The organism is Ruegeria arenilitoris (assembly GCF_013032855.1).
GTDB lineage: Bacteria > Pseudomonadota > Alphaproteobacteria > Rhodobacterales > Rhodobacteraceae > Ruegeria > Ruegeria arenilitoris.
Genome location: NZ_WQDA01000001.1, coordinates 1,015,409 through 1,041,779 on the forward strand (window position 1 = coordinate 1,015,409; position 26,371 = coordinate 1,041,779).

The following is a 26,371-nucleotide window of genomic DNA, read 5'->3' on the forward strand; positions in this document are numbered from 1 at the left end:
GCGCTCAGGCCGGTTTCACGACCAGTTCGCGGGGGATGTCTGCCAAGGGTTGCCCGCCCGTCGGCGTGACGACGAAGGTTTCGGTGATGGCCAGCCCCCAATCCGGGGTCCACAGACCCGGCATCAGGTGAAAGGTCATGTTGTCCTGCAGAACGGTGCTGTCGCCGGGACGCAGGCTCATGGTGCGCTCGCCCCAATCGGGCGGATAGCTCAGGCCCACCGGATAGCCCGTGCGATTGCCTTTGACATAGCCGGCCCGGGCAAAGCTGTCATAGACGCAGGCGGCGATCTCTTCGCAGGTGGCGCCGGGGCGGGCGGCGGCCAGCGTGTTCTCGAGCGCGGTGAGAATCGCGGTTTCCGCGCGCCGGATATCGGCAGGCGGGTCGCCCAGAAACAGGCTGCGGCTGGCCGGGCAGTGATAGCGGCGGTGGCAGCCCGAGATTTCGAAATAGGTCGCCTCGCCCGGTGTCAGCGGACGGTCGTTCCAGGTGATGTGCGAGGCCGAGGCCTCGGCCCCCGAGGGCGCGATGGGCGCGATCGCGGGATAGTCGCCCGCAAGACCCGGAAGCCCGGCGATGCCCGCCGCCTGAACCTCGGCCACGAGCACGTTCTTGGGAACCCCGGCGCGGAACCCGTCGCGCAGCACCGCGTGCATATGCGCGGTCAGTTGCCCGGCCTTGCGCATCAAGGCGATCTCGGCCTCGCTTTTGACCGCACGCTGCCAGTTCACCAACCCGGTCGAGTCGATCAGCGCATCCCGGCCGAACGCGGTCTCAAGAATCCGGTGGCTGGCGGCCGAGTAGTAATAATTGTCCATCTCGACACCCAAATGGGATGTCCAGCCGCGCGCGCGCAGCAGCGATGCCAGCGACTCGACCGGGTGATGGTCGGGGTGCTGCACATGCTCTTCGGGCCAGTCGTACAGGTCGGCGGGGTCCAGCCAGGTGGTTTGCGCCGCGCCGGGCTTGTCCTGCGTCCGGCCCCACCACAGGGGCGCGCCTTCGCGCGGGACGATCACCATCTGCGGGACGTAGAAGCTCCAGCCGTCATAGCCCGTCAGCCAGGCCATGTTCGACGGGTCGGCAACCAGCAGGGTCTCGACACCCCGCTGGGCCATCGCGGACCGGGTCTTGGCCAGCCGCGCCGCGTAATCTTCCGCCGAGAAGGCCAGCGCGGGCGTCAAAGCTCGATCTCCTGCAGGACCTCGGGCTCGATGACGGTCACGCCCGGCAGCCCGTCCGTCAGGTCCTTGGCGGATTGTTCCAGGATCGGAAAAGTCCGATAGTGGCAGGGGATCACCGTCTTGAAGTCGAAATACCGCCGGGCGGCATAGGCGGCGGCTTTCATGTCCATCGTGAAATAACCGCCCGCCGACAGGATGCCGATATCGGGTTTGTAATAGTCGCCGATCCACTCCATGTCGGCCATGATCGTGGTGTCGCCCGAGACATAGACCGTGTGACCATCGGCCGACAGGATGAAGCCCACCTCGGACCCACCGGCGCGCGGGCCATCGGGTGTGGCGAAGGTCGAGCTGTGCGAGGCCGGCACCATGTCGACCTTGACCCCGTTCAGATCGACCCGGCCGCCCTTGTTGAAGCCGATGATCTCGATCCCTTCGGCCTCGGCCCAATGCGCCATGACGTCGTATTGGCCAACCACGGGAATATTCAGGCGTTTGGCCAGCGGCAGAACGTCGGCAACGTGGTCGAAATGCGCGTGGGTCAGCAGGATATGCGTGGCGCCTTTGACGGCGGCCTCGTGCTGATCCTCGGGCAGCATCGGGTTGCCGCTGAGCCAGGGGTCGATCAGCAGGACCTGTCCTGCCGCGTGAATTCGGAAGCTGCCATGCCCCAACCAGATGATTTTCATGAAAGACCCTCCTGAAACCGGTTCAGGGTCAGCCTAGCATCGGCTATGTAAAAATCCATGGACTGGATGCGAGAAATCGACGGCTATTGCGAGCGCCTGTCGCCGACCTATTGGGCCGAACCCGTAAACGCCGTGACCAACGCGGCCTTTCTGCTGGCGGCATGGGTGATGTGGCGGCGGGTGCACGGGCAGGGTCTGCCCTTGGCCCGCCTGCTGGTCGCCATTCTGGCGGTGATCGGTATTGGCAGCTATCTGTTTCATACCCATGCGCAGGTCTGGGCCGCGCTGGCGGATACGACGCCGATCTTGCTGTTCATCCTGATCTATATCTTCGCGGTGAACCGGGACATCTGGCAGCTATCCACGCCGAAGGCGGCGGGGCTAACGGCCTTGTTCATTCCCTATGCGGCGCTGACCATTCCGGCGTTTCAGCTGGTTCCCGGGTTGGGCGGGTCGGCCGCCTATGCTCCGGTGCCGTTGCTGATCCTGATCTATGCGTATCTTTTGCGCGTGCGCAGGCCGCAAGTGGCTCGGGGTCTGGCGGTCGGGGCTGCGATCCTGATCGCGTCGATCACCTTCCGTGCGCTCGATGCTCCGCTTTGCGCCCGCATCCCGATGGGAACGCATTTCATGTGGCACATCCTGAACGCCACCATGCTGGGCTGGATGATCGAGGTTTATCGCCGGGCCATGACGGATGCGGTCAGTCCGGCAGACGCCGCGCCAGATAAAACCCATAGCTGACAAAGTCGGAATAGGTTTCATACAATGCGATCTCGGCCTGTTCGGAATCGACAAGCGCCTTGGCCTGCTCGGAATGGCCATGCCGGTCGAGGAAGGCAGGGAAGCTGCCTTGAAGGGGGAGGTAGTAGTTCTCCATCCAGCAGTCGGTGCCCAGCGGGAAATAGCCGACTGGTTCATAGCCAGCGGTCTCGATCTGGCGGATCTTCTGTCCGGCGGTCGCAACTTCGGGATAGGCGGCATCCCAGTGCCTTGTCAGCGGTTCGGGGCGTCGATCGGTCAGCCAGGTCAGCTCGGACACAGCTAGGACCCCGCCGGGTTTCAGGAACCGACGCCAGGCGTTCAGGCCGTTCTCGAACCCCATGTTGTAGATCGCGCCTTCCGACCAGATCACGTCAAGGCTGGCATCGTCGAAGGGCAGGTCCTCCATCGACGCCTCAAGCGTCTGAACCCGGGCCGCCAGACCCGAGTCCTGTGCACGCCTGTTTAACTCGGCCAGAAACTCCGGCAGGAAATCCACTGCCGTCACCGATGCGCCGAGATGGCGCGCAAGGCAGAAGGCCGCGGCTCCGGTGCCGCAGCCAATGTCGGCGATCTTCAATCCGGGATCGGCTTGTACGCCCGCCAGCGTCAGCGCCAGTTGCGTTGCCGCGTCGCTGCCGGGGCCTTGCCGATCGTTGGGCAGGTGCAGGTCGATCAACAGCTGCATGTCATCGGTCATGACCCGTCAATCCTTGAAGGCGCTGGCCAAGTCTTCGGGTAGGTCGAACTCGTCCAGCACGCGTCGGCGCGCCTCGGCCGACATCTTGCGGGCGGTCTTTTCGACGATGCGCTGGATCTTTTCGTCCGAGTGTTTCGTGGCGAAGGGCGCAAAATACCATTTCAAAAAGACAAAGCAGATCACGTCCTCCAGCGCCTGAACGTCGCCGTCGCGCTTGATGCCCTGTTTGCGCAACATGCGACGGGCGGCGTCGATCTCGGCCTGATCGTAACCGGCCTCGGACATCAGCTCGGCCACGACCTGCGCGTGATGCTCGGCCTGGGCCTTGCGCCAGGCCAGATAACCCGCGCGCCCTTCAGGGTATTCCGAGCGGGCCAGCTTCCAGCGCTCGACATGCTGGCCGCGGGCGGCGATCTGCAACGGCTCGGAGGCGTCGGGGAACAGTCGATCCAACTCAGCGCTCATCCGTTCGCCATAAAGCAGCGCAGCGGGGCGGCCGTCTTCCTGGGTGAGATCGGCCGAATTGGCCGTATCAATTGCATCCAGAACCTTCTGCTTGCGCTCTGTCATGGCATCTCCTGCTTTGGCAACGGCACCTCGGGACATTCGGTCATGCTGACCTGAAACTCTTGAGTGAATGAACGATAGAGCACCGTGCTTCAACAAAAAAGCGCCGACCCATTCAGGGCCGGCGGCGCCACGAGGGCAGGTGCAGGATCGGGGCGGAAAAAGGGGGGAGAACCGGCCCGATCCAACAGGGAAGCGGTAGGGTTAGTTGCGGAGCGAAGATTTCTCCTGGCTCACCTGGTCCGAGGGGTGCTGATCGGGGAAGGTCAGCGTCGGTGTCAGGTCGCCCATGGGAATCCCCAGCGCGAGCGCCGGTGCGGCAGCGGTTGTCAGAACAACGGACACAGCAATCAACATGCGTTTCATGATTATTCTCCGGACTGAACTGTTTCGTTCAGTACATAAAGTAACTTTTTGCGCCGGCTTCAATCGTCAAAGTGAACTAATCCGTTTACTTTTTTGCATAGCGGGTATTCAAAATTGTTTGGCTTGGCGGCAACCGCGTGGACTTTGGACAAATCGCTGTGGCTCAGTGGTCTTGCGACTGCTGCATCAGACGGGTAAATGCCCCTGTAACGCATATGAGGTTTCCCATGTCGATTGACCAAAGCACCGCCGCCAAGGTGGCCAAACTGGCCCGGATCAAGGTCGAGGATGACGCGTTGCCCGCGCTGGCCTCGGAATTCAACACGATCCTGGGGTTCATCGAACAGCTGAACGAAGTTGACGTCGAAGGGGTCGAGCCGATGGTCTCGGTGACCCCGATGCGGCTGAAGCGGCGCGAGGACGTGGTGACCGACGGGAATATGCAGGACAAGATCCTGTCGAACGCCCCCGACGCGCGCGAGGGCTTTTTCGCGGTTCCCAAGGTGGTGGAGTAAGACATGTCCGATCTGAACAAACTGAGCCTTGCCGAGGCCCGCGATGCCCTGCGCAACGGAGATGTGACCTCGGTCGAGCTGACCGAGGCCTGCCTGAAGGCGATCGACGCAGCCGATGTCTTGAATGCTTTCGTGCACAAGACCCCGGAAATCGCGCTGGAGCGTGCGAAGGCCGCAGACGAGCGCATCAAGGCGGGCGACGCGCCTGCCATGTGTGGCCTGCCGATCGGCATCAAGGATCTGTTCTGCACCAAGGGCGTGCCCTCGCAAGCTGCGTCCAAGATTCTGGACGGGTTCAAGCCCGAATACGAATCCACCGTCTCGCAGCAATTGGCCGATGCGGGCGCGGTGATGCTGGGCAAGCTGAACATGGACGAGTTCGCCATGGGTTCGTCCAACGAAACCTCGGTCTATGGCAATGCGGTGAACCCTTGGCGGCGCGGCAATGATGACGCGCAGCTGACCCCGGGCGGTTCTTCGGGTGGTTCGGCGTCTGCCGTCGCAGCCGATCTGTGCCTGGCAGCGACCGGAACCGACACCGGTGGCTCGATCCGTCAGCCCGCCGCCTTTACCGGAATCACCGGCATCAAGCCGACCTATGGCCGTTGCTCGCGCTGGGGCATCGTGGCCTTTGCGTCCTCGCTGGATCAGGCCGGCCCGATGACCAAGAACGTTCGTGACGCCGCCATCATGCTCGAGGCGATGTGCGGGCATGACCCCAAGGATTCGACCAGCGCCGATCTGCCGGTGCCGAATTTCGAGGCGATGCTGACCGGCGATATCAAGGGCAAGAAGATCGGTATCCCCAAGGAATACCGGATGGACGGAATGCCCGCCGAGATCGAAAAGCTGTGGGCGGATGGCGCCGAAATGCTGCGTGATGCCGGGGCCGAGATCGTCGACATCTCGCTGCCGCACACCAAATACGCGTTGCCGGCCTACTATGTAATCGCGCCGGCCGAGGCGTCGTCGAACCTGGCGCGCTATGACGGCGTGCGCTATGGCCGCCGTGCGCAATTGGCGCAGGGCGACGGCATCACCGAGATGTATGAAAAAACCCGCGCCGAGGGCTTTGGCCACGAGGTGCAGCGCCGCGTCATGGTCGGCACTTACGTGCTGTCAGCTGGTTTCTATGACGCCTACTACAACCGCGCGCGCAAGGTGCGGACCCTGATCAAGAAAGACTTCGAGGATGTCTTTGCCGCAGGTGTCGATGCGATCCTGACACCGGCGACACCTTCGGCGGCGTTCGGTCTGGGCGAAATGACCGAGGCCGACCCGGTGCAGATGTATCTGAACGACGTGTTCACCGTGACCGTCAACCTCGCGGGTCTTCCGGGCATCTCGGTTCCCGCCGGTCTTGACGGGCAGGGCTTGCCGCTGGGGCTGCAGTTGATCGGTCGTCCGTGGGAAGAAGGTGACCTTCTGAATACCGCCTACGCGCTTGAGAATGCCGCCGGGTTTGTGGCCAAGCCGGGCAAATGGTGGTAACCCTCAGGCAGCGGTAACAACGCGAGGACGAAGCGGTTCCATGCGCAAAATGCTTCTCATTCCGGCCTTCGGGTTTGTCGCGGCTTGCGATACCGTGGCACCAGTCACGGACTCCGGCTTCAATACGCCGCAGTATCAGGCCGAACGCGAGGCGCAGCTGGCCGGGCAGGGCGCAGCAGGCAACCCGCTGCTGCCGCCGCCGGCCATTTCGCAGGAGCAGTTGACTGCCGAAGCCGGTCCCGCCCCCTTCACGACGGGCGACAGCGCCACGGACATTGCCAACCAGACCGCGGCTGCATTGGCGAGCACATCGGCGCAGCCGACTGCACCGGTGGCCGTAAGCTCAAACGGCATTTCGAACGAGCAGGATTTCGCAGCGGTTTCAAGCAGCCGCAGCATCCAGGATGATGCCGCGCTGATTCAGCAGAACCGTCAGACATACGAGGTTGTCGCGCCGACGGCGGTTCCTCAGCGCGGGTCGGACGGACAGCCCAATATCGTCCAATATGCTCTGACTACGACCAATCCAGTTGGAACACAGCTCTACAGCCGAGCCGGGTTCAATTTGCAGGCCAAGGCACAACGCAACTGCGCAGGCTACGCATCGCCCGACCAGGCCCAGATCGATTTCCTGGCCAATGGTGGCCCCCAGCGCGACCGCAAGGGCCTGGACCCGGATGGCGACGGATTTGCCTGCGGCTGGGACCCCAGCCCGTTCCGCAGTGCCGTCGGCAACTGAACTCTCGCCGATCTGGCACCCATCCCCCAATTTCGGCCCCCGCCGGGATGGGTTGAAGCCGTCGCTGGTGGTGCTTCACTACACCGCGATGAACGGCGCTCAAGCCGCGCTGGAGCGTTTGTGCGACCCGGACTCCGAGGTATCGGCCCACTATCTGATCGGCTGCGACGGAACGCTCTGGCAGATGGTCCGTGAGGAAGATCGCGCCTGGCACGCCGGTGCAGGTGCATGGCGGGGGTTCAGCGACATCAATTCCCGCTCCATCGGGATCGAACTCGACAATCGCGGCGATCATCCTTTCTCCGAACCGCAGATGGCGGTGCTGGAAAACCTGCTTTCACATCTGCAAGAGCGGTTGGGGATCAAGCCCTCGAACGTTATCGCCCATTCGGACATGGCCCCCGAGCGAAAGTTTGATCCCGGTCCCAAGTTTGATTGGGATCGTCTCGCGCACCAGAAACTGGCGGCCGGGCCGGCCGTTCTGAAGGGTATATACCTTGAAGAAATGCAGCCAGACGACGAATACTTTGCATTGGTTGCGATGAGGGCCGGGTATCCCAAAGCCCCTATAGCTGATCTGCTGAAAGCGTTCCGAAGCCGGTTTGCCCCGTGGCGGCGCGGGCCCCTGTCCAAGAAGGATATGGGCGACATCGAACGACTGGCTGCCTTGATGGAACACCTTGACGGTATTCGGGTGGACGTTTAACCCGGCAACCGCGCGGAGGGCCGGATGGCCGCTGGGGCTCAGGCCCGAGAGGAAAGTCCGGACTCCACAAGGCAACGGTGCCGGGTAACGCCCGGGCGGGGAAACCCGACGGAAAGCGCCACAGAAAACAGACCGCCATGACGGATCGGAGGTTCGCCTCTGGCACATCATGGCAAGGGTGAAACGGTGGAGTAAGAGCCCACCGCGCCGCTGGCAACAGCGGCGGCACGGCAAGCCCCACCGGGAGCAATGCCGAATAGGGTCCCCGCGCGGGCCGGTCGGCGTCAGCCGATACCGCCGCTAGGCTCGCCTTGGCCGAGAGGGACCGGGTTGGCAGCTCGAGCCGCGCAGCAATGCTCGGCCTAGAGGAATGGTCATCGAAGGGGGCAACCCCGGAACAGGATCCGGCTTACAGGCCCTCCGCGCGTATTTTCTTCATCCTCCGGGCGGCGTGTAGGCCGCGACCAGTTTCGCGGCTTTCTCGGTGATGGCAACAAATTCGTCGGCCGACCAGGCCCGAACCGTCTCGACCCGCGAAACCGCCCCCGAAGCCGCAACGGCCATACCGACTGCCACGGCATCCGTTCCGTCCGGAGTTTCGCTGATGACCACCACGTCATTGCTTCCGGTCGTCACGTAGAAGGCCAGCAGTTTGCCGCCAACCTTCTCCAGCAGCGCCGACACCGGCCCGGTGCGGTTTTCCGGTTTCTTCAGCATCCCTTTGACACCGGCGTTGGAATAAGAGGCATAGGTGATGAAGACAGGCATGACGATCTCCTCGTGAACGAAATGTGCAGAGCGCTCCAATTGGCCGGCTCCTTGGCCCGGAAGACAGGCTTGCCGCATCAAACCAATGCGGTGATCAACACCCAGGCTCCCAATCCGATCAAAACGACACCGGCGACCGGCGTCAGCCATCCCGCCCGGGGCGACAGCTTTTCCAGCGCGACATAGACGGCGATTGCGACGATCCACCAAATGTTCATGATGCCGCCGACGAACAGCAGTGCCATCAAGGCCCAGCAGCAGCCCAAGCAGTAGGCTCCGTGCAGGGCGCCGCATCGAAACGCACCCCAATGCCCGGGCCGGTTGTGGCGGGTCAGAAAGGCAGCCGGGCTCTGACAATGGCGGAGGCACGCGGATTTCAACCCGCTGAACTGATACATCCCGGCAGCACAGAGAACGATGCCCGCCAAGATTCCGGACCGGATGGTCATCATCGGGCCATCCATCGCTCCGATCTGTTGCAGGCCCCATTGCAGTCCGGTTGCCCCAAGGCTGAACACGGCCCAGGCAAAAAGATACCCCGACAGAAAGGCCAATCCGAAGCTGGCGCTGCGCTGCCTGTCGGGTCCAACCCGTTTCAACGCCACAAACAATAGGGCAGTCGGGGCCGCGCTGGGCGTCATCATCGCGACCATCATCACCCACCACATGGCAAAGACCAATGCGGCGTACCAAAGCGTCCAGACGGCACCGGCCCCCATCGGCATGGGCTGGCCAATTGGACCGGCCATCCGAGTCATCTCGACGGCCGACATCTGCATCCCGACACCGGCGACCGTGTACCAGACCGCACCCGAAACGATCAGAAGGACACTTCCAGCGACGATCAGACGTTCTTTTCGCAGTACTCGCTCGAGGCTGATCGTTCGGGCAGGGCGGGCCTGTTCCGACGCGTCTGCACTATGGCCCGACAACGCCATGACCTGAGATATTTAAATGCGCCAGATGGGCATGTGAGGACTCGAAGGTCAGGTCTATGGCTGAACCGCTTGTCCTGGCCGTTCCCGAGGCGACCTCGGCGTGGCGGTATTCGAATCCATGCGGCAACTGGATCGACGCGCGATGCGGTTGGCCCGAGACGATATGTGCGATCGGCTTGACGTCCACATCGAACACGTTCTTGACCTTCGCGTAGCCGGTCCGGTCTTCGCGGCTCCAGTTCACGTCGATTTCAGCAAACAGTGTCTCATGCTTGGTCGGCGCCATGGCGCTGTAGACATACCACATGGTGGCCATTTCATCGGTGTCCTCACCGGACATGATGGCCTGCAGGGCGGCCCGCTGATCGGCGTCCGCCCGTTCGTCGATGATCAGTTGCATCTGCCCGTTGCCCTCGTGAATCGGGCCTGGCCAGTGGTAGACACCCGCAGCCCGCAGGCCGGAAAGATCCGTGTCCCCGTAGTGGCCGCTTGTGATGTCAAAGACGACCACGGCCTCGCAATTCCCGTGACTGGGCAGGCTGCTGAACTGGCAGGGGCAACCGAAATCACAGTTGCAATTGGCCAGCGTCTCGCCCTGAAGTTTCCATTCTGTCATGATTTCCCCCAAGCAGACGTGCAAGAAAACTCTGCTGACAGAGGGTCTTGCCCGGTTTCGCTGCCTCACGCCGCACAACCTTGGACCGCGGCGTTCTGGGATGCTGTGACGCAATCATATCACGAAACCGTGATCTGTCCAAACCGGGCGCTGATCCACTGTGTGTCGGATACTGTGATTTGTGTTGAAACACCGCCGATTCCGGTTGACTCGGGCGCGCGACCGGGTAAAAGCGCACGCTCATAGGAATTCAACCGAAAGGCCCCTGCCTTTCCGGACGCAGGAGATAACCATGGCGAAGCCGACGACAATCAAGATCCGTCTGAACTCGACCGCGGGCACGGGCCACTTCTACGTGACCAAAAAGAACGCTCGCACCATGACCGAGAAAATGACCGTTCGTAAGTACGACCCGGTCGTTCGGAAGCATGTCGAGTACAAGGAAGGCAAGATCAAGTAATCTGCCTTTTTTCGACGCGAAAGCTTAGGGGGTTCTGCTTCGGCAGGACCCTTTTTCGTTGTTTTGACCGTGTCGTGTAGCCCTGACGCCGCCCGATCCGGCCGTTTCGGGCCGTTGCAGAGGCGCATCAGGCCGACAGGTATTCTGATTGGTGTTGGCTTGCTTTTTTGCCCCGCCTGCCAGTACGGTTCAGCAAACCGCCACAAAATGTTGAGCGCCATGAAAAAAATCTTGTTGCCCGCAATCGCCATTCTAACACTTTCGGCCTGTGAGGACCCGTTCAACCGCCAAGGCGTCGGGTTCACCGGCATTGATGGCGAACCAAGAACCGTTTCGGACGTCAAAGGCGCCGTTGCCTTTGTTCCGCCTGCGACGAACGTCCCAGCTGAGTTGGCTGAATTGCCGACCATTCAGGCCAGCACTGACAAGACAGAATTCGACAAGGTCGCGGGCGTTGCCATCGACAATGGCGGACGCTCCGACACCACGGCCGTACAGTTGACCGGCAGCAGCAGCACCATGTTCCTGAGCACGGTGAGCGTGAACGGAACCCTGTTCGGCGTGTTGCGCACCGAAAACAACAGCACCAAGGTGGACAACTCGGTTGGGGCCGCGTTCGGCAGCCAGACCGAGCGCTTTACCGGCTGTCTGCCTGCCGGCGACGTATACCGCAAGGGCGGGTCGTCGCGCAGCTCGGGTTTCGCGGTTCCGCTGAACTGCAGCTGATCGGATCCGTTGCGATTACAATGATGTAAGGCCCTTGCCATTTGGCTAGGGCCTTTTTCTTTGGGCTGGCTTTACTTGCACCTGAACAAAAAAAGGGCGGGCCATTCGGGCCCGCCCTTTGATTTGGTGTTCCGGCAGTCTTACTCGCGATTGCCGAGCAGCTGCAGCAGGAACATGAACATGTTGATGAAGTCCAGGTACAGGTTAAGCGCACCCATGATGGCGGCCTTGCCCAGCCACTCCTGATCGCCCGCATGGGCCATCTGGATGTAGGTGGTCTTGATCTTCTGGGTGTCATAGGCGGTGAGGCCCGCAAAAATCAGAACGCCCAGGATCGACACGGCGAACATGATGGCTGGCGATTGCAGGAACAGGTTGATGACCATGGCCACAATCAGGCCGATCACACCCATCATCAGGAAGGTGCCCATACCGGACAGGTCCTTCTTGGTGACGTAACCGTACAGCGACAGACCGGCGAAGGCGATCGAGGTCACCAGAAAGACCTGGGCGATCGAAATGCCGGTAAAGGCCACGAAGATCCAGCTGAGCGACAGGCCCATCACCGCCGCAAAGGCGTAGAAGAACAATTGGGCGCCAGCTGCGCTGAGGCGGTTGATGGCCGCGCCGAAGGCAAACACCATGATCAGCGGGGCGAACATGACGATCCAGCCCAGAATGTTCGGGCTGAGGGTCACCGGATCGCGGAATACCGACAGCAGCTGCGGGCTGGTGCCGACGGCCCATGCAACCGCAAAGGTGATCAGCATGCCCACGGACATCGTGCCGTAGACCTTGTTCATGTGGGCGCGCAGGCCCTCGTCAATCTCGGCAGCGCGCGCACCAGTCGCCGTCCGGATCGTATCGAATTGTGCCATAGAGGTCTCCCTTGGATTCAGCTTTCAGCCCCCGGTTGCGGGGCGATTTCCCTGCGAATATCGGAGAGTGTAGCGCATGTTTCAAGGGTTTTGGGGCCAAAACTCAGCAATATGGTCAACAATTTCAGCGCCGCTTTGGAAGGTGGCGCTGAAATCCGTTCCAGGTTGCGCATTCAGGGCAGCTTGCGCCAGGTTTCGGGCGCGTCCCAGAACGGGCGGGATGCTTCTGTCAGGGCCTCTGATCGGGTGATCCCGATGTCTTGCAGGGCGCGGTCATCCAGCCGGGCCAGCTCCCGCCGTTGATGAGCTGCCGCAAGCATACGCTGAAACCAATTGCCCGTTCTGATCGATGCCGAGGCACAGGGTCGGTGTGCTGCAATTTGGGTCATGACTTATGTCCTTTCATCGGTCGGTGATGTAAAGCCGTTTTGCATCAACTTCCTTGAACTATATGGCGGGTTGTGGCATATTTAAAAAATGAATGTTTTTGAATTGATACATAAGGATTGTTGATGATGCGGAACCTGGACATCACCACCCTGCGCTCATTCGTGGCGGTCGCGGACCACGGGGGCGTGACGCGCGCCGCCGGTTTCCTGCATCTGACACAGTCGGCTGTGTCCATGCAGCTGAAGCGTCTGGAAGAGCTGTTGGGCCTGGAATTGCTGGACCGGTCTGGGCGGACCATCGCGTTGACGGCCTCTGGCGAACAGCTGTTGGCTTATGCCCGGCGAATGGTGGCGTTGAATGACGAGGTCATCTCGAAACTGACCGATCAGGCCTTTGAAGGCGAGGTGGTGCTCGGGGTGCCGCACGATATCGTCTACCCGGCTATTCCACGGGTTCTGCAGCGGTTCAATGCCGACTTCCCGCGCGTGCGGGTGCAGTTGGTTTCATCCTATTCAATCCAGTTGAAAGAGATGTTTCGGCGTGGCGAATGCGACGTGATCCTGACGACTGAGGCTGCGAACTCGGATGGCGGGGAAACCATTGCAGAGCTACCCCTGCGCTGGATCGGCGCGTCCGGAGGCTCGGCTTGGCGGCGCCGGCCGCTTCCTCTGGCGCTGGGTCGGCGCTGCCTCTTCCGGCCTCAGGTCATTGCCGCCTTGGATGCGGCAGGCATTCCATGGGAGCTGTCGGTCGAAACCGAGAACGACCGCACGATCGAGGCAACCGTCAGCGCGGACCTCGCCGTCCACGCCATGCTTGAGGGGACCGAGGCGGCACATCTGGAGAAGATCGATTCAGGTGGGGTTCTGCCCGAATTGCCGGCGCATATGATCAACCTTTACGGAGGCGATCAGGGGCGCGGCGAAGTGGTTGAGGCCCTCGCCGCGCTGGTGCGGCAGAACTTCCACATGCTTGGCGGAACACCGCTGCGCGCCGTGGTGGGCTGATCCGGTCAGATCGTGATGACGACTTTCCCGGTCGACTTTCGTTCCTTGAGCAGAGCCATGCCCTGCGCCACTTCGGACAACGGCAGGGTATGGCTGATATGGGGCCGGATGCGTCCCTCGGCATGCCAGGCGAAGAGGGTCTCAAAGCTGGTGCGAACGACCTCGGGCCGGAACCTCAGGTAGCCACCGATGTAGAACCCGATCACCGTCAGGTTCTTCACCAGCAAGTGATTGGCCGGTATCTGCGGGACTTCGCCGCCGGCAAAACCTATCGGCAGCAGGCGGCCTTCGGGATTGGTCGCCCGGAAGGCAGCCTTGAACACGTCGCCACCGATGGCGTCATAGACGACGTCTGCGCCACCCAAGGCCAGCACGCGCTCGCGCAGATCTTCGTCCGCGTCGATCAGGTGATCGGCCCCGGCCGCGCGGGCGACCGCCAGTTTATCGGCGCCCCGGGCCTGTGCGATCACCGTCGCGCCCATAAGCTTGCCAATCTCGACCGCCGTCAGCCCGACCCCGCCGGCGGCACCGGTCACCAAGAGGGTCTCGCCCGTCTGCAGCCGCGCCCGATGGTCCAGCGCCATATGGCTGGTTCCGTAGGCGATCTGGATGGCCGCCGCGTCTTCAAAGCTGCACGACTGGGGGATGACCACGGCACGGTCGGCGTCAAAAACCCCGAATTGCGCCAATCCACCCTGGCCTGAGTATACCGCGACCCGGTCTCCGGGCTTCAGATGGCCGACCCCTGCGCCGATCGCGTTTACGACCCCCGCAACCTCAAGCCCCAAGGTGAAAGGGGCCGCTGGCGTATCCTGGTACGTGCCCTTCTGCATCAGAAGATCGGCAAAGTTCAGCCCGCAGGCGCGAATGGCCACGCGGATCTGGCCTTCGGCGGGTGCGGGCACGGGTATCTCGCGCAATTTGGCCTGCCCTCCGGCAGACTGGATCTGGTAGGCCAGCATCTCAAATCTCCATGTTGGTGCCATTGATCGGGGCCGCCCCTGACTTGTCAATCATTCCGGAAAGGAATGGCCGGGGCGTCTTTGTCGCACAGGCCAAATCGTGCACAACCGTAAACCTTCCTTCAGGCGCGCAGATTCAACCATCTTGAAAATTTTCCAAAAAGCGGCAATATTGCTTGTCAGTGCTGTTTCGGGGGGCACGTTCCGTATTAGAGAGTTCTTTACAAGCGTCTCGCTAGTGTGCGGTCATGGTTCAGTTAGCGTTTTCCCGGGCGGTTGTGTGTAACAGAGGAGAATACCAATGACCCATCACGTCGATGTCCATGTGGGCAAGCGCGTACGGCATCGCCGCTGGTTGATTGGCATGACGCAGCAGCAGCTGGCACAGCAGGTCGGTATCAAGTTCCAGCAGATCCAGAAATACGAAACCGGGGCCAACCGCATCAGCGCATCACGCCTTTGGGACATTGCCGAAGCTCTGGACGTTCCGGTCAGCTTTTTCTTTGAAGGTCTGGAGGACGCCCAAAAGGAAGACTCGGGCAAGAAATCGGTTCCCGCTGATCTGATGGGCGACAAGGAAGCGTTGGATCTGGTTCGGTCCTACTACGCGATCCCGGAAAACCAGCGCCGGCGCCTGTTTGAGCTTGCGCGCGTTCTCAGCGACGTGGCCTGAGACCGGGACTTGACTTCGCACAGGGCTGAGCGCACCAGTGGCGCATGACCAAAGCCTCTGCAAGTGACCTTGAAGTTGCCGAGAAAATGGCCGACGCGGCGCGTGCGGCCATTTTGCCGTATTTTCGCCAGTCGAATCTTGAAACCTCAAACAAGCTGCAAGGCGGGTATGACCCTGTGACCGTGGCCGATCGCGAAGCCGAGCAGGCCATGCGATCCGTTCTGGCCGAGCTCCGCCCCGACGACGGCATCTTGGGCGAGGAGTACGGTGCGGTCGAAGGCAAATCGGGGCGAACCTGGGTGTTGGACCCGATCGACGGCACCCGCGGTTTCGTCAGCGGCACACCGACATGGGGCGTTCTGATCGCGCTAGGCGACGATAGCGGGCCGATCATGGGGGTGATTGACCAACCCTATATCGGCGAACGGTTTGTGGGTCATGCAGACGGTGCGTTCATGACCGGTCCTCTGGGCAGAACCAGCTTGGCGACCCGTCGGACGGATGCCTTGCGGGACGCAATCCTGTTCACGACATTCCCCGAAGTTGGCACGACCGCCGAAGGAGACGCCTTTCGCGCCGTGGCTGGACAGGTGCAACTGACGCGCTACGGCATGGACTGCTACGCATACGCGCTGCTGGCGGCCGGGCAGGTCGACCTGGTGATCGAGGCTGGACTGAACGCGTATGACATCCAGGCACCGATAGCGGTGATCGAGGCCGCCGGCGGCGTAGTGACCGACTGGCAGGGCGGGCCGGCCCATCAGGGGGGGCGGGCACTGGCGGCTGCGAACCCTGAAATCCACGCCGCGGCCCTCGAGATTCTGCGCGGCTTCTGACGACGGTTGCCGCTGCGGCCGCGATTGACTACGGTCAGAGCGCCGGTTCTTGCGCCCGTTTTCCACCGGCACACGCATTTCTGGCATGAGGCGGGCAGATGCAGGAGTGCGAGATGCCTGAAACCCTTCTTAGAAACGCCGATGCGATCCTGACCATGAACGACAGCCGGCAAGAACTGGCCGGCGCCGATTTGCTGATCCGTGACGGGCAGATTGCCCGCATAGGCCAAGGTTTGACCACCGACGGAGAGGTGCATGACCTCAGCGGCTGTGTCGTGACGCCGGGGTTGGTCAATACCCACCACCATCTCTACCAGACACTGACGCGAGCTGTTCCCGCGGGCCAGGATGCTCTGCTGTTCGGCTGGCTGCAGACGCTCTATCCGATCTGGGCGCGGTTCGGTCCCGACGAGATGTTCACTTCGGCTCAGATCGGTCTGGCCGAGTTGGCCTTGTCGGGCTGCACGCTCAGTTCCGACCATCTGTACCTGTATCCGAATGGGTCACGCTTGGATGACACGATCGCGGCCGCTGCAGAGGTGGGGCTGCGGTTCCATCCGACCCGCGGCGCGATGAGCATCGGCGAAAGCGACGGCGGTCTGCCGCCCGATACGTTGGTCGAGGCCGAGGCCGATATCCTGAATGACATGATCCGTGTGGTCGATGCGTTCCATGACCCGTCCGAAGGCTCAATGTGCAGGGTTGGACTTGCGCCCTGTTCGCCCTTCTCGGTCAGTCGGGATCTGATGCGCAACGCCGCACTGCTGGCACGGGACAAGGGGGTCATGCTGCACACCCATCTGGCGGAAAACGACGAGGATATCCTGTATTCAGAGTCCCAGTTCGGCTGTCGACCCGGCCAGTATGCCGAGGAACTTGGCTGGACCGGCCCCGATGTCTGGCACGCCCATTGCGTGAAGCTGGACGGGGCAGAGATAGACCTGTTCTCACGGTCACGCACCGGGGTGGCGCACTGTCCCTGTTCGAATTGCCGTTTGGGCTCGGGGATCGCGCCGGTGCGCGCGATGCGTGACAACGGGGTAAGGGTTGGCTTGGGCGTTGACGGTTCCGCAAGCAACGACAGCGGCAACCTGATGGCCGAGGCGCGGCAGGCGATGCTACTGCAACGTGTGGCGAACGGTGCCGATGCCATGTCGGCGCGCGAAGCTCTGGAAATCGCGACGCGGGGTGGGGCGGACGTGCTGAACCGGCCGGACTGCGGCCGCCTGATGCCGGGCAAACGCGCGGATATCGCTGTTTGGGACACAAGGGGTGTGGAGTGCGCGGGCAGTTGGGACCCGGCCGCCTTGCTGCTGGCAGGTCCGGTGCACGTCAAACACCTATTTGTCGAGGGGCGACAGGTCGTCCGGGACGGCAACATTGCCACATTCGACCTGCCGCGCGCGATCGAACGGCAGAACAGGTTGGCCCTCGCATTGCAGGGCTGATCTGCCTTCAGGTCGAAACGCGCCGTCCGCCAATCCACACATCGGCGATGGCGCGGTCGTCGCCCATCATGATTGTCGGGAACACCGCCTCCCAAAGGGACTCGGCATTGGCCTCTCGCTGGGCAATCGCGGGGGTCGAGGCGAGGTCGAGCACGATCAGGTCCGCCTCCATTCCGGGGGCGATATTGCCGATGCGGTCGTCCATCCGCAGCGACCGGGCCGATCCTGCGGTGCCCAGCCACAGCAGTTGCGCGGGGTGCAGCGGATGTCCGCGCAATTGGCCGATTTCATAGGCGGCCGCCATGGTCCGCAACATGGAAAAGCTGGACCCGCCGCCGGTGTCGGTTGCAAGGCCAATACGATGGCCATCCCGCATCAACCCGTGCATATCGAACAAACCCGAACCGATGAACGTGTTCGAGGTGGGGCAATGGATCAGCGAGGCATCGACCTCACGCAGACGGTCTCGCTCGCGCGGTTCCAGATGGATCACGTGGCCATAGAGGCCGTTCGCGCCGAGCAGTCCAAACTTTTCATAGGTGTCCAGGTAGTCACGCGCGTCGGGGAACAGCGACCGAACCCATTCGATTTCGTCCGTCTGCTCGCTGAGATGCGTCTGCATGAGACAGTCCGGGTGTTCTGCCCACAGCGCGCCCATCGCCTCAAGCTGTTCGGGGGTCGAGGTCGGGGAAAACCGCGGCGTGATCGCATAGGCTATCCGGTCGACACCTTGCCATTTTTCGATCAGAGCCTTGGACTGGTCATAGGCTGTTTGGGCCGTGTCCCGAAGACCTTCGGGCGCGTTGCGGTCCATGCAGGTCTTGCCGGCCACGACACGCTGACCGCGCTGCTGGGCGGCCGTGAAAAAGGCATCGACGCTTTCAGGATGAATGGTGCAGAAACTGCACATGGTCGTGGTGCCGTGTGCGGCGGTCAGGTCAAGATACCGGTTCGAAATCTCGGCAGCGTAGTCTGCATCACCGAACTTCATCTCTTCGGGAAAAGTGTAGGTGTTCAGCCAATCAATCAGCCGTTTGCCCCAACTCGCGATCATCGCCGTCTGGGGGTAGTGGACATGGGGGTCGACAAAACCAGCCAGGATCAGGTTTTCGCCATGGTGATGAATGGCGGCCTCGGGGTGCGCGGTTTGCAGGTCAGCAGTACTTCCCAACTCCCGGATTTTCCCGCCCTCGATCAGAACGGCTTCGTGCAGCCGGACCGCCTGATCCGGTTGCGTTTCGAAGGGGGAGTGTTCGAAACTCAGTACGCGCCCTGTCAGAAGCGTCTTTTGCGCCATCCGCCGTGATCTCCGCCTTGGTGAATCCGGCTTGCAGCATAGGGATGTGAAAGATGCGGGTAAATCGCACCATTGTCATTGTTTTCCGGTAGCTGCTTCTTCTATTTAGGGGCCAATTCCCAGAACAAGGGGCAGCGCATGACGACCGGCACCGAAGACAACAGAACCGACCCCTCCCGCGATGATGACGTCTATGCACTGGACCGGCGAACGGTGGCCGCAATCCTTTACGCCGTGGATGTCGAGGATCGCGAGAAGCTGATCGAGCTGATGGAGCCGCTGCACGCGGCCGACATTGCCGACCTTCTGGAACAGATCAACCCCTACGACCGGGCGCGGCTGATCCGCCTGTATGACCGGGAATTCGACGGGGACATTCTGTCTGAACTGGACGAATCCGTCCGCGAAGAGGTCATAGGAGTTCTGCGGCCCGACGTTCTGGCCGAAGCGGTCCGCGAGATGGAAAGCGACGATGTCGTGGACCTTCTGGAGGATCTGGAGGAGCCGCAGCAGGAAGCGGTGCTGGAGGCCCTTGAGGCCTCGGAACGGATCGCGGCCCTGCAGGCGCTGGCCTATCCCGAGAACTCGGCAGGCCGACTGATGCAGCGCGAGGTGGTCATGGCTCCCGATCATTGGACGGTCGGGCAGGCGATCGATTACATGCGCTCGCAGGACGATCTGCCCGAGCAGTTTTATCACGTTATTCTGGTCGATCCGCGGCTGAAGCCGGTGGCGCAAGTCATGTTGGGCAAGTTGATGGCCGCGCGGCGCGATACCAAGTTGCTGGACATCGCTGAGGACGAGTTCCACATCATCCCGGTCGATCAGGATGAAGAAGACGTTGCCTATGCTTTCAACCAATACCACCTGATTTCCGCGCCGGTGGTGGACAGTGACAAACGGCTGGTCGGGGTCATCACGATTGACGACGCGATGGCCGTTCTGGATGAAGAGATCGAGGAAGACATGCTGCGACTGGCAGGTGTCAGTGATGACAGCTCGATTTCAGACAGTGTTGCAGCAACCAGTCGTCGCCGTTTGCCCTGGCTGGCGGTCAACCTGTGCACCGCCATTTGTGCCTCGCTGGTGATTTCACAGTTCGAGGCGGCAATCGAGCAGATCGTGGCGCTGGCAATTCTGATGCCCATTGTTGCCTCGATGGGTGGTAACGCCGGAACACAGTCTCTGACCGTTGCCGTGCGTGCGTTGGCGACCCGCGACCTGACGGGCTCGAACGTGGCACGGGTCATCCGCCGAGAATTGCTGGTGGGCATGTTGAACGGGCTGTGTTTCGCCATCGTTCTGGGGACGGTGGGGATGATGTGGTTCGAATCTCCGCTGCTGGGTGTCGTGATCGGTTCCGCCTTGGTCGTGAACATGATCATCGCCGGGTTCGCGGGTACGGTAGTACCGGTGGTGCTGGATCGCCTGGGTGTAGACCCGGCATTGGCCTCGGGAACCTTCGTTACGACCACGACGGATGTGATGGGGTTCTTCATCTTTCTAGGGCTTGCAAGCGTGGTGCTGCTGTGACCGATCTGACTGAAATCAAGGCCGCGGCGCGCAAGGCTGCCTTTGCCCGGCGCAAAGCGGCCTTCGACGCGGGGCCGCCGGCCGCCGCGGGCCGCCTGTCCGAGGTGCTGGCCGGATTTCGTGGCGTTCCGCTGTCTGGCTACATGCCGATCCGCACCGAAATCGACCCTCTACCCGCCATGGCCGAGGCCGCAGCCTATGGTCCTGTTGGTGTTCCGGTCATCCAAGGCGCCGGACGGCCTTTGCGGTTTTCGCGCTGGACACCCGAAGGGCCGCTGAAAGATGGTCCATTTGGCGCCAAGGTGCCGGAGACGGACGACTATTTTGACCCTGAAATCCTGATCGTGCCCCTTGTGGCATTCGATCCGCAAGGCGGGCGGTTGGGCTATGGGGGCGGGTTTTATGACCGCACGCTTGAAGGGCTGCGCGCCAAACGTCCCACATTGGCCATCGGTTTCGCCTTCGACGCGCAAGAGGCCGAAGCCTTGCCGCTGGAACCGACGGACCAGCCGCTGGACATGATCGTTACCGAGACCAGGGTCCTGACGTTTTAGGCGTCAGTTCTCAAAGTGGCTCCGCAGATAGTCCCAGGCATCAACCTCGGTTCCATCCTCAAGGATGCACACGCCGTATTCCGATCCATCGGTGTTTTTGCGGATCTGATATTCGCCGCCGTTTTCGATGCAGAAGGTCGCGGCCGGATTTGCCATTGTGGTCTTGGTCGTCGCGTGAGCAAAGCTGCCCGATATAGCGAGAGAGACAGTTGCGGTCAGGACTATGCGTTTCATCGAAATCTCCGAGTGAAAAAACCGGTTGCGCCAGAATTGCAGGTTTCCACCGGAATTCAACCCGCATGCGGCCCGCGAATTGCATCGTTCCGCCTTGTTATTGCCGTTTGCAGGGCCTAGGACCGCGATATGAGAATCTTGTTCCTGGGTGACGTGATGGGGCGCGCGGGCCGCGCCGCCGTTCAACAGCATCTGCCCCGTCTGCGCGACGAGTGGCGGCTGGATTTCGTGGTGGTCAACGGCGAGAATGCCTCGAACGGCATGGGGTTGACCGGCGATCATGCCAAGCTGCTGTTGGAGTCAGGCGCAGATTGTCTGACGTTGGGCGACCACGCTTTCGACCAGAAAGACATGCTGCAATTCATCGAACGCGAACCCCGGATCGTGCGCCCTGTTAATTTCGCCAAGGGTGCTCCCGGTCGCGGACATCGACTGTTCACCGCGCCGGGCGGACGCAAGGTGTTGGTGGTTCAGGTGCTGGGACAGGTGTTCATGAAACGGCCGTTCGACGATCCGTTCTCGGCGGTGGAACCGATCCTGAAGTCCCACCCGCGGGGCGGTCAGGCGCAGGCCATCATCGTGGACATGCATTGCGAGGCGACTTCGGAGAAGATGGCCATGGGCCACTACTGCGACGGACGCGCCAGCCTTGTCGTGGGAACCCATACCCATGTTCCGACCGCCGATGCCCAGATCCTGCCCGGCGGCACCGCTTACCTGACCGATGCGGGTATGTGCGGCGACTATGACTCGGTGATCGGAATGGACAAGCAGGAGCCGATGCGCCGCTTCATCACAGGGATGCCCAAGGCTCGGTTCACCCCGGCCAATGGCGAAGCGACGCTAAGCGGCGTTTTCGTAGAAACTGATGACCGTGACGGGCAAGCCAAGACGATCAGCATGGTCCGGGTTGGCGGGCGCCTGCAGCAGGCAGCACCGTGAACGCACGTCAGGCTTGCTCTGCGGCCTGCAATACGTGAAACTGACTCTCAGGCGCTTGGGCCGGGACAGGTTTCGGACAGAACACCACGAATGCAACTCCTTCAATTGTCAGATATGGGCAGCGCGATACTTGCGCTGGCGGTTGTTGCGGGCATGTTCATCATGTTCATGCGCGAGGTCTATCCGACCGAGGTCGTTGCCATAGGCGGCGTTTCGGTGATGCTGGTCACCGGCGTGCTTCCCTACCAAAGCGCACTGGCGGTTCTGTCGAACCCGGCGCCCTGGACCATCGCGGCGATGTTCATCATCATGGGCGCCCTCGTCCGGACCGGTGCCCTGCACGCCTTTACAGCGACGGCGCAGAAACAGGCGCAGGTCAACCCGCGCATTGCCATCGGTCTGCTGATGGCATTTGTCGTCCTGGCCTCGGCGGTCGTGTCGAACACGCCCGTCGTCGTCGTGATGATCCCGGTGTTCATCCAGATTGCCCGCACGTTGAATATTTCGGCGTCCAAGCTGCTGATCCCGCTCAGCTATGCTGCTATTCTCGGCGGGACGCTGACCCTGATCGGAACCTCGACGAACCTGTTGGTCGATGGTGTGGCCCGGGCACAAGGCCTGCCGGCCTTCACGATTTTCGAGGTCACGCCTTTGGGCATCATTCTTGTCATCTACGGCATGATTTACCTGCGCTTCATCGCGCCGCGCCTTCTGCCCGAGCGTGACAGCATGGCAACCATGCTCAGCGATCGGTCGAAGATGAAATTCTTCACCGAGGCGGTCATTCCGCCCGACAGCAACCTGATTGGCCGTGAAGTGACCGGCGTGCAGCTGTTCAAACGTCCGGGTGTGCGGCTCATCGACGTGATCCGCGGCGACGAGTCATTGCGGCGGAACCTGAAAGGGGTCGAACTGAAGGTCGGTGACCGCGTGGTGTTGCGCACGGAAATGACCGAGCTGCTGAGCCTGCAAAGCAACAAGGAACTCAAGCGCGTTGATCAAGTTTCGGCGGTCGAAACACGTACGGTTGAGGTTCTGATCACCCCCGGTTGTCGCATGGTCGGGCGCACATTGGGTGCGTTGCGGCTGCGTCGTCGCTATGGGGTTTACGTCTTGGCCGTGCACCGGCGAAATCAGAATATCGGGGGGCAACTTGACGATCTGGTCGTCCGGGTTGGTGATACGCTGCTGCTTGAAGGCTCGCCGGCCGATATCAGCAAACTGGCTGCCGACATGGACATGGTCGACGTCACCCAGCCATCGGCCCGCGCCTTCCGGCGCGGTCATGCTCCGATCGCGATTGCTGCGCTGATTGGGATCGTGGTGTTGGCGGCGCTCGGCGTGGCGCCGATTTTCCTGCTGTCGATTCTGGCGGTTGCGGTTGTGCTGCTGACGCGATGCATCGACGCGGACGAGGCGTTTTCCTTTGTCGAAGGCCGTCTGCTAGCGCTGATCTTTGCCATGCTGGCGATCGGGGCTGCGCTGGACAGCTCGGGTGCGGTCACCCTGATCGCCAACGCGATTGCACCGTCCTTTGCCAACCTGCCGCCGTTCCTCATCGTCTGGGCGATCTATCTGCTGACCTCTGTGCTGACGGAACTGGTCTCGAACAACGCGGTGGCGGTTGTCGTGACGCCGATCGCCATCGGTCTGGCGCAGGCTGTGGGGGTGGATCCGCGGCCGCTGGTGGTTGCGGTGATGGTCGCGGCTTCGGCCTCGTTTGCAACGCCGATCGGGTATCAGACCAACATGATGGTCTACGGCCCCGGCGGGTACCGGTTCACGGACTTCATGAAGGTCGGGATTCCGCTGAACCTGACGGTTGGATTGCTGGCTTCGCTGATCATCCCCTTCCTCTGGCCGCTTTGATCTCTGGCACGAATTTGCCGCTTGAAACTGAAAAACCTTGTAAATCGCGCTGATGTCCCGATCTTTTGTGCTGGAAACTGGTGACAAAGGGATCGGACAATGCAAACCGCAAAAAGCCTGCTGGCAGGAACCGCGTTGTGGGCAGCCGTGTGGGGCGCCGCCCAGGCGGGGACCGTCGAGGGAACAGCCACATATCGCGAACGTATCGCGGTTCCGCCCGGGGCAACCCTGTTCGTCGAACTGCAGGACGTTTCACTGGCTGACGCGCCAGCCGTCACGCTGGCTGCGCAGCGCTATGCTTTGACGGGCGTGCCTGCCCAGTTCGAGCTGACTTATGACGACGCGTTGATTCAGGATCGGCACCGCTATGTGGTGCGAGCCTCGGTGCATCAGGACGGCAAACTGCTGTTCACCACCGATACCGCTTACCCGGTTCTGACCAACGACGCCGGAAACTCGGTCGATCTGGTCATGGTCAAGGTGCAGGAACGGGGTGCGGCGATGCTTGAGAACACGCAATGGACCGCAACCGAGGTGAACGGCGTTGCGCTGGACACCGAGAAACGCCCGCAGATTACCTTTGCCGAGGGCGGAGCCTTTGGGGGAACAGGCGGTTGCAACCGGTTCAGCGGACAGGCCGAGATATCGGGCAAGTCGATTTCCTTCCCCGACAACATGGCCGCCACTCTGATGGCCTGCCCGCCGCCGCTGGACGAGGTTGAGCGGGAATTCCTTGCCGCTCTCCCAAGGGTCGCAAGCTTTGTTCAGCGCGGGGACACTCTGGTTCTTCTCGATGCGGCAGGTGAACCGGTTCTGCAGTTCCGCCGCGACCAATAATGCCCAAGGACCGTCAGGCGACGGCCCTCGACCGCCCGGCATTGCGGCCCGAGAAGATGCATCCGCCCAGGAACGTGCCCTCGAGCGCGTTGTAGCCGTGATAGCCCCCGCCGCCGAACCCCGCGACTTCGCCGGCCGCGAACAGGCCGGGCACCACCTGGCCATCGGCGCCGATCATCTGACTGTCCAGATTGGTCTGCAAGCCGCCCAGCGTCTTGCGGGTCAGCACATGCAGCTTGACCGCGATCAGCGGGCCGTTTTTCGGATCGAGGAACTTGTGCGGTTTGGCGGTGCGGATCAGCTTGTCACCGCGATAGTTCCGCGCCGCCAGGATCGCCATCATCTGCGCATCTTTCGAGAACGGATTGTCCACCTGTGAATCGCGGGCTTCGATCTGGGCGCGCAGATGCGCCTCGTCGATCAGGCCGCCGCCCAGATGGTTCATCCCGTTCACCAGTTCTGTCAGCGTGTTGGCGACAACGAAATCCTTGCCCTTTTCCTTGAACGCTTCGACCGGCCCGGTTGCCTTCGACCCCGACAGGACCCGCTGACGGATCACTTCCTTCCAGCTGCCCGACGTGAAATCGGGGTTCTGTTCAGACCCGGACAGGGCGAATTCCTTCTTGATGACTTTCTGGGTCAGGACGAACCAACTGTATTCATAGCCGGTTTTCAGGATCTCGCGCAGGGTGCCCAGCGTGTCGAACCCGGGCAGGCAGGGGGGCTGCAGCCGGTTGCCGCGCGCATCGAACCACATGGAGCTGGGGCCGGGCAGGATGCGGATACCATGCGCGGGCCAGATCGGGTCCCAGTTACGCACGCCTTCGGTGTAGTGCCACATGCGGTCGCCGTTGATCACGTGGCCGCCGGCCTTTTCACTGATCGCGATCATCCGACCATCCACGTGGAAGGGCACGCCCGCCACCATGTCCTTGGGCGGTTCGCCCAGGCGGTCGCGGGGCCAACTCTGGCGCACCATCTCGAAATTGCCACCGATCCCGCCCGAAGTGACGATGACCGAAGGGGCATAGACCTCGAACTCGCCCACTTCGTCGCGGTTGGTCTTGCCGCCGCGCTGGGCCGCGTCATCGGCCAGAACCTCACCCGAGACGCCCTTGGCCTCGCCGTTCTGCATGATGATGTGGCTGACCTGATGGCGGAACTTCAACTGGATCAGGCCGGCGCTGACATGCTCGCGGACCCGGCGGATGAAATGCTCCAGCACACCCGGGCCGGTGCCCCAGGTGATATGGAACCGCGGGACCGAGTTGCCGTGACCGTCGGCATAGGACCCGCCGCGTTCCGCCCAGCCGACCACGGGAAACCAGCGCAGGCCCATTTGATGCAACCAGGGGCGCATCTCGCCGGCGGCGAATTCGACATAGGCCTCGGCCCATTTGCGGGGCCAGGCGTCTTCGTCCCGGTCGAACTGGGCGCTGCCCATCCAGTCGCGCAGGGCCAGGTCGCGGCTGTCGCGGATGCCCATGCGGCGCTGCTCGGGCGTGTCGACCATGAACAGGCCGCCCAGGCTCCAAAAGGCCTGACCGCCCAGGAAATGCTCGGGCTCCTGGTCCAGTACGATCACCTTTTTGCCCCGGTCACCCAGCTCTGCCGCCGCGGCCAGCCCGGCCAGCCCGCCGCCCACGACGATCGCATCAGCAGTGTTTTCGGTCATGCTCTGTCCT

At 62.0% G+C, this 26,371-nt stretch carries 30 protein-coding genes and 1 other RNA gene; 17 read left to right on the plus strand and 14 right to left on the minus strand.

The genetic code is table 11. The annotated features are described in order from the left end of the window. Nucleotides 1-4 precede the first annotated feature (4 nt). Both GOW72_RS04910 and GOW72_RS04915 read right to left on the minus strand, forming a co-directional pair. Nucleotides 5-1,183 carry a M24 family metallopeptidase gene (locus tag GOW72_RS04910; protein ID WP_170365586.1) on the minus strand — a complete coding sequence of 393 codons (1,179 nt, stop codon included), beginning with the start codon at nt 1,181-1,183 and terminating at the stop codon, nt 5-7. After that, nucleotides 1,180-1,872 carry a metal-dependent hydrolase gene (locus tag GOW72_RS04915; RefSeq protein WP_170365590.1) on the minus strand — a complete coding sequence of 231 codons (693 nt, stop codon included), beginning with the start codon at nt 1,870-1,872 and terminating at the stop codon, nt 1,180-1,182. The genes GOW72_RS04910 and GOW72_RS04915 overlap by 4 nt, the downstream gene beginning before the upstream one ends. Before the next feature lie 57 nt (nt 1,873-1,929). Between GOW72_RS04915 and GOW72_RS04920 the strand changes: the two genes are divergently transcribed. Continuing rightward, nucleotides 1,930-2,616, plus strand: coding sequence for a ceramidase domain-containing protein (locus GOW72_RS04920; protein ID WP_170365592.1), 687 nt, complete (start codon nt 1,930-1,932; stop codon nt 2,614-2,616). Here the strand turns inward: GOW72_RS04920 and GOW72_RS04925 are convergent. The 3 genes from GOW72_RS04925 to GOW72_RS04935 all read right to left on the minus strand — a co-directional run bounded on the left by GOW72_RS04925 (nt 2,576) and on the right by GOW72_RS04935 (nt 4,267). Then, complete coding sequence (locus GOW72_RS04925; RefSeq protein ID WP_170365594.1) at nt 2,576-3,334, minus strand: class I SAM-dependent methyltransferase; 759 nt, start codon at nt 3,332-3,334, stop codon at nt 2,576-2,578. The genes GOW72_RS04920 and GOW72_RS04925 overlap by 41 nt on opposite strands. A gap of 6 nt (nt 3,335-3,340) precedes the next feature. Next, entirely contained in the window at nt 3,341-3,904 is a 564-nt protein-coding gene (locus GOW72_RS04930; RefSeq protein ID WP_170365597.1) for a DUF4202 domain-containing protein, read from the minus strand. A 201-nt stretch (nt 3,905-4,105) separates the two neighbouring features. Beyond that, on the minus strand, nt 4,106-4,267 hold the full coding sequence (locus tag GOW72_RS04935; RefSeq protein ID WP_170365599.1) for a hypothetical protein: 162 nt from the start codon (nt 4,265-4,267) through the stop codon (nt 4,106-4,108). A gap of 227 nt (nt 4,268-4,494) precedes the next feature. Here GOW72_RS04935 and gatC point away from each other — a divergent pair, with 227 nt between their 5' ends. The 5 genes from gatC (at nt 4,495) to rnpB (ending at nt 8,146) form a co-directional block, all read left to right on the plus strand. Then, on the plus strand, nt 4,495-4,782 hold the full coding sequence (gatC, locus tag GOW72_RS04940) for an Asp-tRNA(Asn)/Glu-tRNA(Gln) amidotransferase subunit GatC (RefSeq protein WP_005981734.1): 288 nt from the start codon (nt 4,495-4,497) through the stop codon (nt 4,780-4,782). 3 nt (nt 4,783-4,785) lie between these two features. Beyond that, on the plus strand, nt 4,786-6,273 hold the full coding sequence (gatA, locus tag GOW72_RS04945; RefSeq protein ID WP_170365601.1) for an Asp-tRNA(Asn)/Glu-tRNA(Gln) amidotransferase subunit GatA: 1,488 nt from the start codon (nt 4,786-4,788) through the stop codon (nt 6,271-6,273). A 40-nt stretch (nt 6,274-6,313) separates the two neighbouring features. Continuing rightward, nucleotides 6,314-7,012: a hypothetical protein gene (locus GOW72_RS04950; protein ID WP_170365603.1), complete on the plus strand. Its 699-nt coding sequence runs from the start codon at nt 6,314-6,316 to the stop codon at nt 7,010-7,012. Then, nucleotides 6,996-7,718 carry an N-acetylmuramoyl-L-alanine amidase gene (locus GOW72_RS04955; protein ID WP_342355346.1) on the plus strand — a complete coding sequence of 241 codons (723 nt, stop codon included), beginning with the start codon at nt 6,996-6,998 and terminating at the stop codon, nt 7,716-7,718. Before GOW72_RS04950 ends, GOW72_RS04955 begins: the two co-directional genes overlap by 17 nt. A gap of 12 nt (nt 7,719-7,730) precedes the next feature. Next, an RNA gene (rnpB, locus tag GOW72_RS04960) (RNase P RNA component class A) lies at nt 7,731-8,146 on the plus strand. Between the two features lie 7 nt (nt 8,147-8,153). Here rnpB and GOW72_RS04965 read toward each other — a convergent pair. The 3 genes from GOW72_RS04965 to GOW72_RS04975 form a co-directional block, all read right to left on the minus strand. Further along, nucleotides 8,154-8,486, minus strand: a complete 333-nt coding sequence (locus GOW72_RS04965; RefSeq protein WP_170365608.1) for a GYD domain-containing protein — start codon at nt 8,484-8,486, stop codon at nt 8,154-8,156. A 77-nt stretch (nt 8,487-8,563) separates the two neighbouring features. Beyond that, a complete protein-coding gene (locus GOW72_RS04970) occupies nt 8,564-9,424 on the minus strand; it encodes a DUF2182 domain-containing protein (protein WP_170365609.1) in 861 nt (286 codons plus the stop codon). Then, a complete protein-coding gene (locus GOW72_RS04975; RefSeq protein ID WP_149774645.1) occupies nt 9,405-10,040 on the minus strand; it encodes a DUF1326 domain-containing protein in 636 nt (211 codons plus the stop codon). Before GOW72_RS04975 ends, GOW72_RS04970 begins: the two co-directional genes overlap by 20 nt. Before the next feature lie 292 nt (nt 10,041-10,332). Between GOW72_RS04975 and rpmG the strand changes: the two genes are divergently transcribed. Together rpmG and GOW72_RS04985 are read left to right on the plus strand one after the other, a co-directional pair. Further along, nucleotides 10,333-10,500 carry a 50S ribosomal protein L33 gene (gene rpmG, locus GOW72_RS04980; RefSeq protein WP_007799108.1) on the plus strand — a complete coding sequence of 56 codons (168 nt, stop codon included), beginning with the start codon at nt 10,333-10,335 and terminating at the stop codon, nt 10,498-10,500. Nucleotides 10,501-10,719: 219 nt separating this feature from the next. Continuing rightward, the gene (locus GOW72_RS04985) at nt 10,720-11,226 is read left to right on the plus strand and encodes a lipoprotein (RefSeq protein ID WP_170340151.1); all 507 of its coding nucleotides are present in this window, start codon (nt 10,720-10,722) and stop codon (nt 11,224-11,226) included. Nucleotides 11,227-11,366: 140 nt separating this feature from the next. Here the strand turns inward: GOW72_RS04985 and GOW72_RS04990 are convergent, their stop codons facing one another. After that, the gene (locus tag GOW72_RS04990; protein ID WP_170340154.1) at nt 11,367-12,104 is read right to left on the minus strand and encodes a Bax inhibitor-1/YccA family protein; all 738 of its coding nucleotides are present in this window, start codon (nt 12,102-12,104) and stop codon (nt 11,367-11,369) included. 173 nt (nt 12,105-12,277) lie between these two features. Continuing rightward, nucleotides 12,278-12,493 (minus strand): DUF1127 domain-containing protein, encoded by a 216-nt coding sequence (locus tag GOW72_RS04995; RefSeq protein WP_170365613.1) that lies wholly within the window; start codon nt 12,491-12,493, stop codon nt 12,278-12,280. A 126-nt stretch (nt 12,494-12,619) separates the two neighbouring features. On the opposite strand from GOW72_RS04995, the gene GOW72_RS05000 reads away from it, so the two are divergent. After that, the gene (locus GOW72_RS05000) at nt 12,620-13,501 is read left to right on the plus strand and encodes a LysR family transcriptional regulator (protein ID WP_093965049.1); all 882 of its coding nucleotides are present in this window, start codon (nt 12,620-12,622) and stop codon (nt 13,499-13,501) included. A gap of 5 nt (nt 13,502-13,506) precedes the next feature. Here the strand turns inward: GOW72_RS05000 and GOW72_RS05005 are convergent, their stop codons facing one another. Continuing rightward, entirely contained in the window at nt 13,507-14,463 is a 957-nt protein-coding gene (locus tag GOW72_RS05005; RefSeq protein WP_170365615.1) for an NADPH:quinone oxidoreductase family protein, read from the minus strand. Nucleotides 14,464-14,764: 301 nt separating this feature from the next. Between GOW72_RS05005 and GOW72_RS05010 the strand changes: the two genes are divergently transcribed. The 3 genes from GOW72_RS05010 (at nt 14,765) to GOW72_RS05020 (ending at nt 17,420) form a co-directional block, all read left to right on the plus strand. Then, the gene (locus GOW72_RS05010; protein ID WP_093964756.1) at nt 14,765-15,136 is read left to right on the plus strand and encodes a helix-turn-helix domain-containing protein; all 372 of its coding nucleotides are present in this window, start codon (nt 14,765-14,767) and stop codon (nt 15,134-15,136) included. A gap of 44 nt (nt 15,137-15,180) precedes the next feature. Continuing rightward, nucleotides 15,181-15,972: a histidinol-phosphatase gene (hisN, locus tag GOW72_RS05015; protein WP_170365617.1), complete on the plus strand. Its 792-nt coding sequence runs from the start codon at nt 15,181-15,183 to the stop codon at nt 15,970-15,972. A 113-nt stretch (nt 15,973-16,085) separates the two neighbouring features. After that, a complete protein-coding gene (locus tag GOW72_RS05020; RefSeq protein ID WP_170365619.1) occupies nt 16,086-17,420 on the plus strand; it encodes an 8-oxoguanine deaminase in 1,335 nt (444 codons plus the stop codon). Between the two features lie 7 nt (nt 17,421-17,427). Here the strand turns inward: GOW72_RS05020 and guaD are convergent, their stop codons facing one another. Continuing rightward, nucleotides 17,428-18,717: a guanine deaminase gene (guaD, locus tag GOW72_RS05025; RefSeq protein WP_170365621.1), complete on the minus strand. Its 1,290-nt coding sequence runs from the start codon at nt 18,715-18,717 to the stop codon at nt 17,428-17,430. Between the two features lie 138 nt (nt 18,718-18,855). Here guaD and mgtE point away from each other — a divergent pair, with 138 nt between their 5' ends. Then, a complete protein-coding gene (gene mgtE, locus GOW72_RS05030; RefSeq protein ID WP_170365624.1) occupies nt 18,856-20,250 on the plus strand; it encodes a magnesium transporter in 1,395 nt (464 codons plus the stop codon). After that, the gene (locus GOW72_RS05035; protein WP_093964760.1) at nt 20,247-20,804 is read left to right on the plus strand and encodes a 5-formyltetrahydrofolate cyclo-ligase; all 558 of its coding nucleotides are present in this window, start codon (nt 20,247-20,249) and stop codon (nt 20,802-20,804) included. Before mgtE ends, GOW72_RS05035 begins: the two co-directional genes overlap by 4 nt. 3 nt (nt 20,805-20,807) lie before the next feature. Here the strand turns inward: GOW72_RS05035 and GOW72_RS05040 are convergent, their stop codons facing one another. Next, a complete protein-coding gene (locus GOW72_RS05040) occupies nt 20,808-21,038 on the minus strand; it encodes a putative hemolysin (protein ID WP_170357220.1) in 231 nt (76 codons plus the stop codon). Between the two features lie 129 nt (nt 21,039-21,167). On the opposite strand from GOW72_RS05040, the gene GOW72_RS05045 reads away from it, so the two are divergent. The 3 genes from GOW72_RS05045 (at nt 21,168) to GOW72_RS05055 (ending at nt 24,686) form a co-directional block, all read left to right on the plus strand. Next, a complete protein-coding gene (locus tag GOW72_RS05045; protein WP_170357221.1) occupies nt 21,168-21,980 on the plus strand; it encodes a TIGR00282 family metallophosphoesterase in 813 nt (270 codons plus the stop codon). A 90-nt stretch (nt 21,981-22,070) separates the two neighbouring features. Continuing rightward, entirely contained in the window at nt 22,071-23,849 is a 1,779-nt protein-coding gene (locus GOW72_RS05050; RefSeq protein WP_170365626.1) for an SLC13 family permease, read from the plus strand. A 99-nt stretch (nt 23,850-23,948) separates the two neighbouring features. Further along, nucleotides 23,949-24,686 carry a YbaY family lipoprotein gene (locus GOW72_RS05055; protein ID WP_170365629.1) on the plus strand — a complete coding sequence of 246 codons (738 nt, stop codon included), beginning with the start codon at nt 23,949-23,951 and terminating at the stop codon, nt 24,684-24,686. 13 nt (nt 24,687-24,699) lie between these two features. Here GOW72_RS05055 and GOW72_RS05060 read toward each other — a convergent pair whose 3' ends face one another. Further along, nucleotides 24,700-26,361, minus strand: a complete 1,662-nt coding sequence (locus GOW72_RS05060; RefSeq protein WP_170365631.1) for an FAD-binding dehydrogenase — start codon at nt 26,359-26,361, stop codon at nt 24,700-24,702. Between the last annotated feature and the right edge of the window lie 10 nt (nt 26,362-26,371).

Excerpts from the sequence above, each read along its gene's own strand:
- gatA (WP_170365601.1), top strand. The coding sequence starts at position 4,786 with ATGTCCGATCTGAACAAACTGAGCCTTGCCGAGGCCCGCGATGCCCTG.
- GOW72_RS05060 (WP_170365631.1), bottom strand. The coding sequence starts at position 26,361 with ATGACCGAAAACACTGCTGATGCGATCGTCGTGGGCGGCGGGCTGGCC.
- GOW72_RS04975 (WP_149774645.1), bottom strand. The coding sequence starts at position 10,040 with ATGACAGAATGGAAACTTCAGGGCGAGACGCTGGCCAATTGCAACTGT.
- GOW72_RS05055 (WP_170365629.1), top strand. The coding sequence starts at position 23,949 with ATGCAAACCGCAAAAAGCCTGCTGGCAGGAACCGCGTTGTGGGCAGCC.
- guaD (WP_170365621.1), bottom strand. The coding sequence starts at position 18,717 with ATGGCGCAAAAGACGCTTCTGACAGGGCGCGTACTGAGTTTCGAACAC.
- GOW72_RS05000 (WP_093965049.1), top strand. The coding sequence starts at position 12,620 with ATGCGGAACCTGGACATCACCACCCTGCGCTCATTCGTGGCGGTCGCG.
- GOW72_RS05020 (WP_170365619.1), top strand. The coding sequence starts at position 16,086 with ATGCCTGAAACCCTTCTTAGAAACGCCGATGCGATCCTGACCATGAAC.
- GOW72_RS04970 (WP_170365609.1), bottom strand. The coding sequence starts at position 9,424 with ATGGCGTTGTCGGGCCATAGTGCAGACGCGTCGGAACAGGCCCGCCCT.
- GOW72_RS05040 (WP_170357220.1), bottom strand. The coding sequence starts at position 21,038 with ATGAAACGCATAGTCCTGACCGCAACTGTCTCTCTCGCTATATCGGGC.
- rpmG (WP_007799108.1), top strand. The coding sequence starts at position 10,333 with ATGGCGAAGCCGACGACAATCAAGATCCGTCTGAACTCGACCGCGGGC.
- GOW72_RS04995 (WP_170365613.1), bottom strand. The coding sequence starts at position 12,493 with ATGACCCAAATTGCAGCACACCGACCCTGTGCCTCGGCATCGATCAGA.
- GOW72_RS04925 (WP_170365594.1), bottom strand. The coding sequence starts at position 3,334 with ATGACCGATGACATGCAGCTGTTGATCGACCTGCACCTGCCCAACGAT.
- GOW72_RS04930 (WP_170365597.1), bottom strand. The coding sequence starts at position 3,904 with ATGACAGAGCGCAAGCAGAAGGTTCTGGATGCAATTGATACGGCCAAT.
- GOW72_RS05050 (WP_170365626.1), top strand. The coding sequence starts at position 22,071 with ATGCAACTCCTTCAATTGTCAGATATGGGCAGCGCGATACTTGCGCTG.
- GOW72_RS04990 (WP_170340154.1), bottom strand. The coding sequence starts at position 12,104 with ATGGCACAATTCGATACGATCCGGACGGCGACTGGTGCGCGCGCTGCC.
- GOW72_RS05045 (WP_170357221.1), top strand. The coding sequence starts at position 21,168 with ATGAGAATCTTGTTCCTGGGTGACGTGATGGGGCGCGCGGGCCGCGCC.
- GOW72_RS05010 (WP_093964756.1), top strand. The coding sequence starts at position 14,765 with ATGACCCATCACGTCGATGTCCATGTGGGCAAGCGCGTACGGCATCGC.
- GOW72_RS04920 (WP_170365592.1), top strand. The coding sequence starts at position 1,930 with ATGGACTGGATGCGAGAAATCGACGGCTATTGCGAGCGCCTGTCGCCG.
- hisN (WP_170365617.1), top strand. The coding sequence starts at position 15,181 with ATGACCAAAGCCTCTGCAAGTGACCTTGAAGTTGCCGAGAAAATGGCC.
- GOW72_RS05005 (WP_170365615.1), bottom strand. The coding sequence starts at position 14,463 with ATGCTGGCCTACCAGATCCAGTCTGCCGGAGGGCAGGCCAAATTGCGC.
- GOW72_RS04965 (WP_170365608.1), bottom strand. The coding sequence starts at position 8,486 with ATGCCTGTCTTCATCACCTATGCCTCTTATTCCAACGCCGGTGTCAAA.
- GOW72_RS04950 (WP_170365603.1), top strand. The coding sequence starts at position 6,314 with ATGCGCAAAATGCTTCTCATTCCGGCCTTCGGGTTTGTCGCGGCTTGC.
- gatC (WP_005981734.1), top strand. The coding sequence starts at position 4,495 with ATGTCGATTGACCAAAGCACCGCCGCCAAGGTGGCCAAACTGGCCCGG.
- mgtE (WP_170365624.1), top strand. The coding sequence starts at position 18,856 with ATGACGACCGGCACCGAAGACAACAGAACCGACCCCTCCCGCGATGAT.
- GOW72_RS04935 (WP_170365599.1), bottom strand. The coding sequence starts at position 4,267 with ATGAAACGCATGTTGATTGCTGTGTCCGTTGTTCTGACAACCGCTGCC.
- GOW72_RS04985 (WP_170340151.1), top strand. The coding sequence starts at position 10,720 with ATGAAAAAAATCTTGTTGCCCGCAATCGCCATTCTAACACTTTCGGCC.
- GOW72_RS04915 (WP_170365590.1), bottom strand. The coding sequence starts at position 1,872 with ATGAAAATCATCTGGTTGGGGCATGGCAGCTTCCGAATTCACGCGGCA.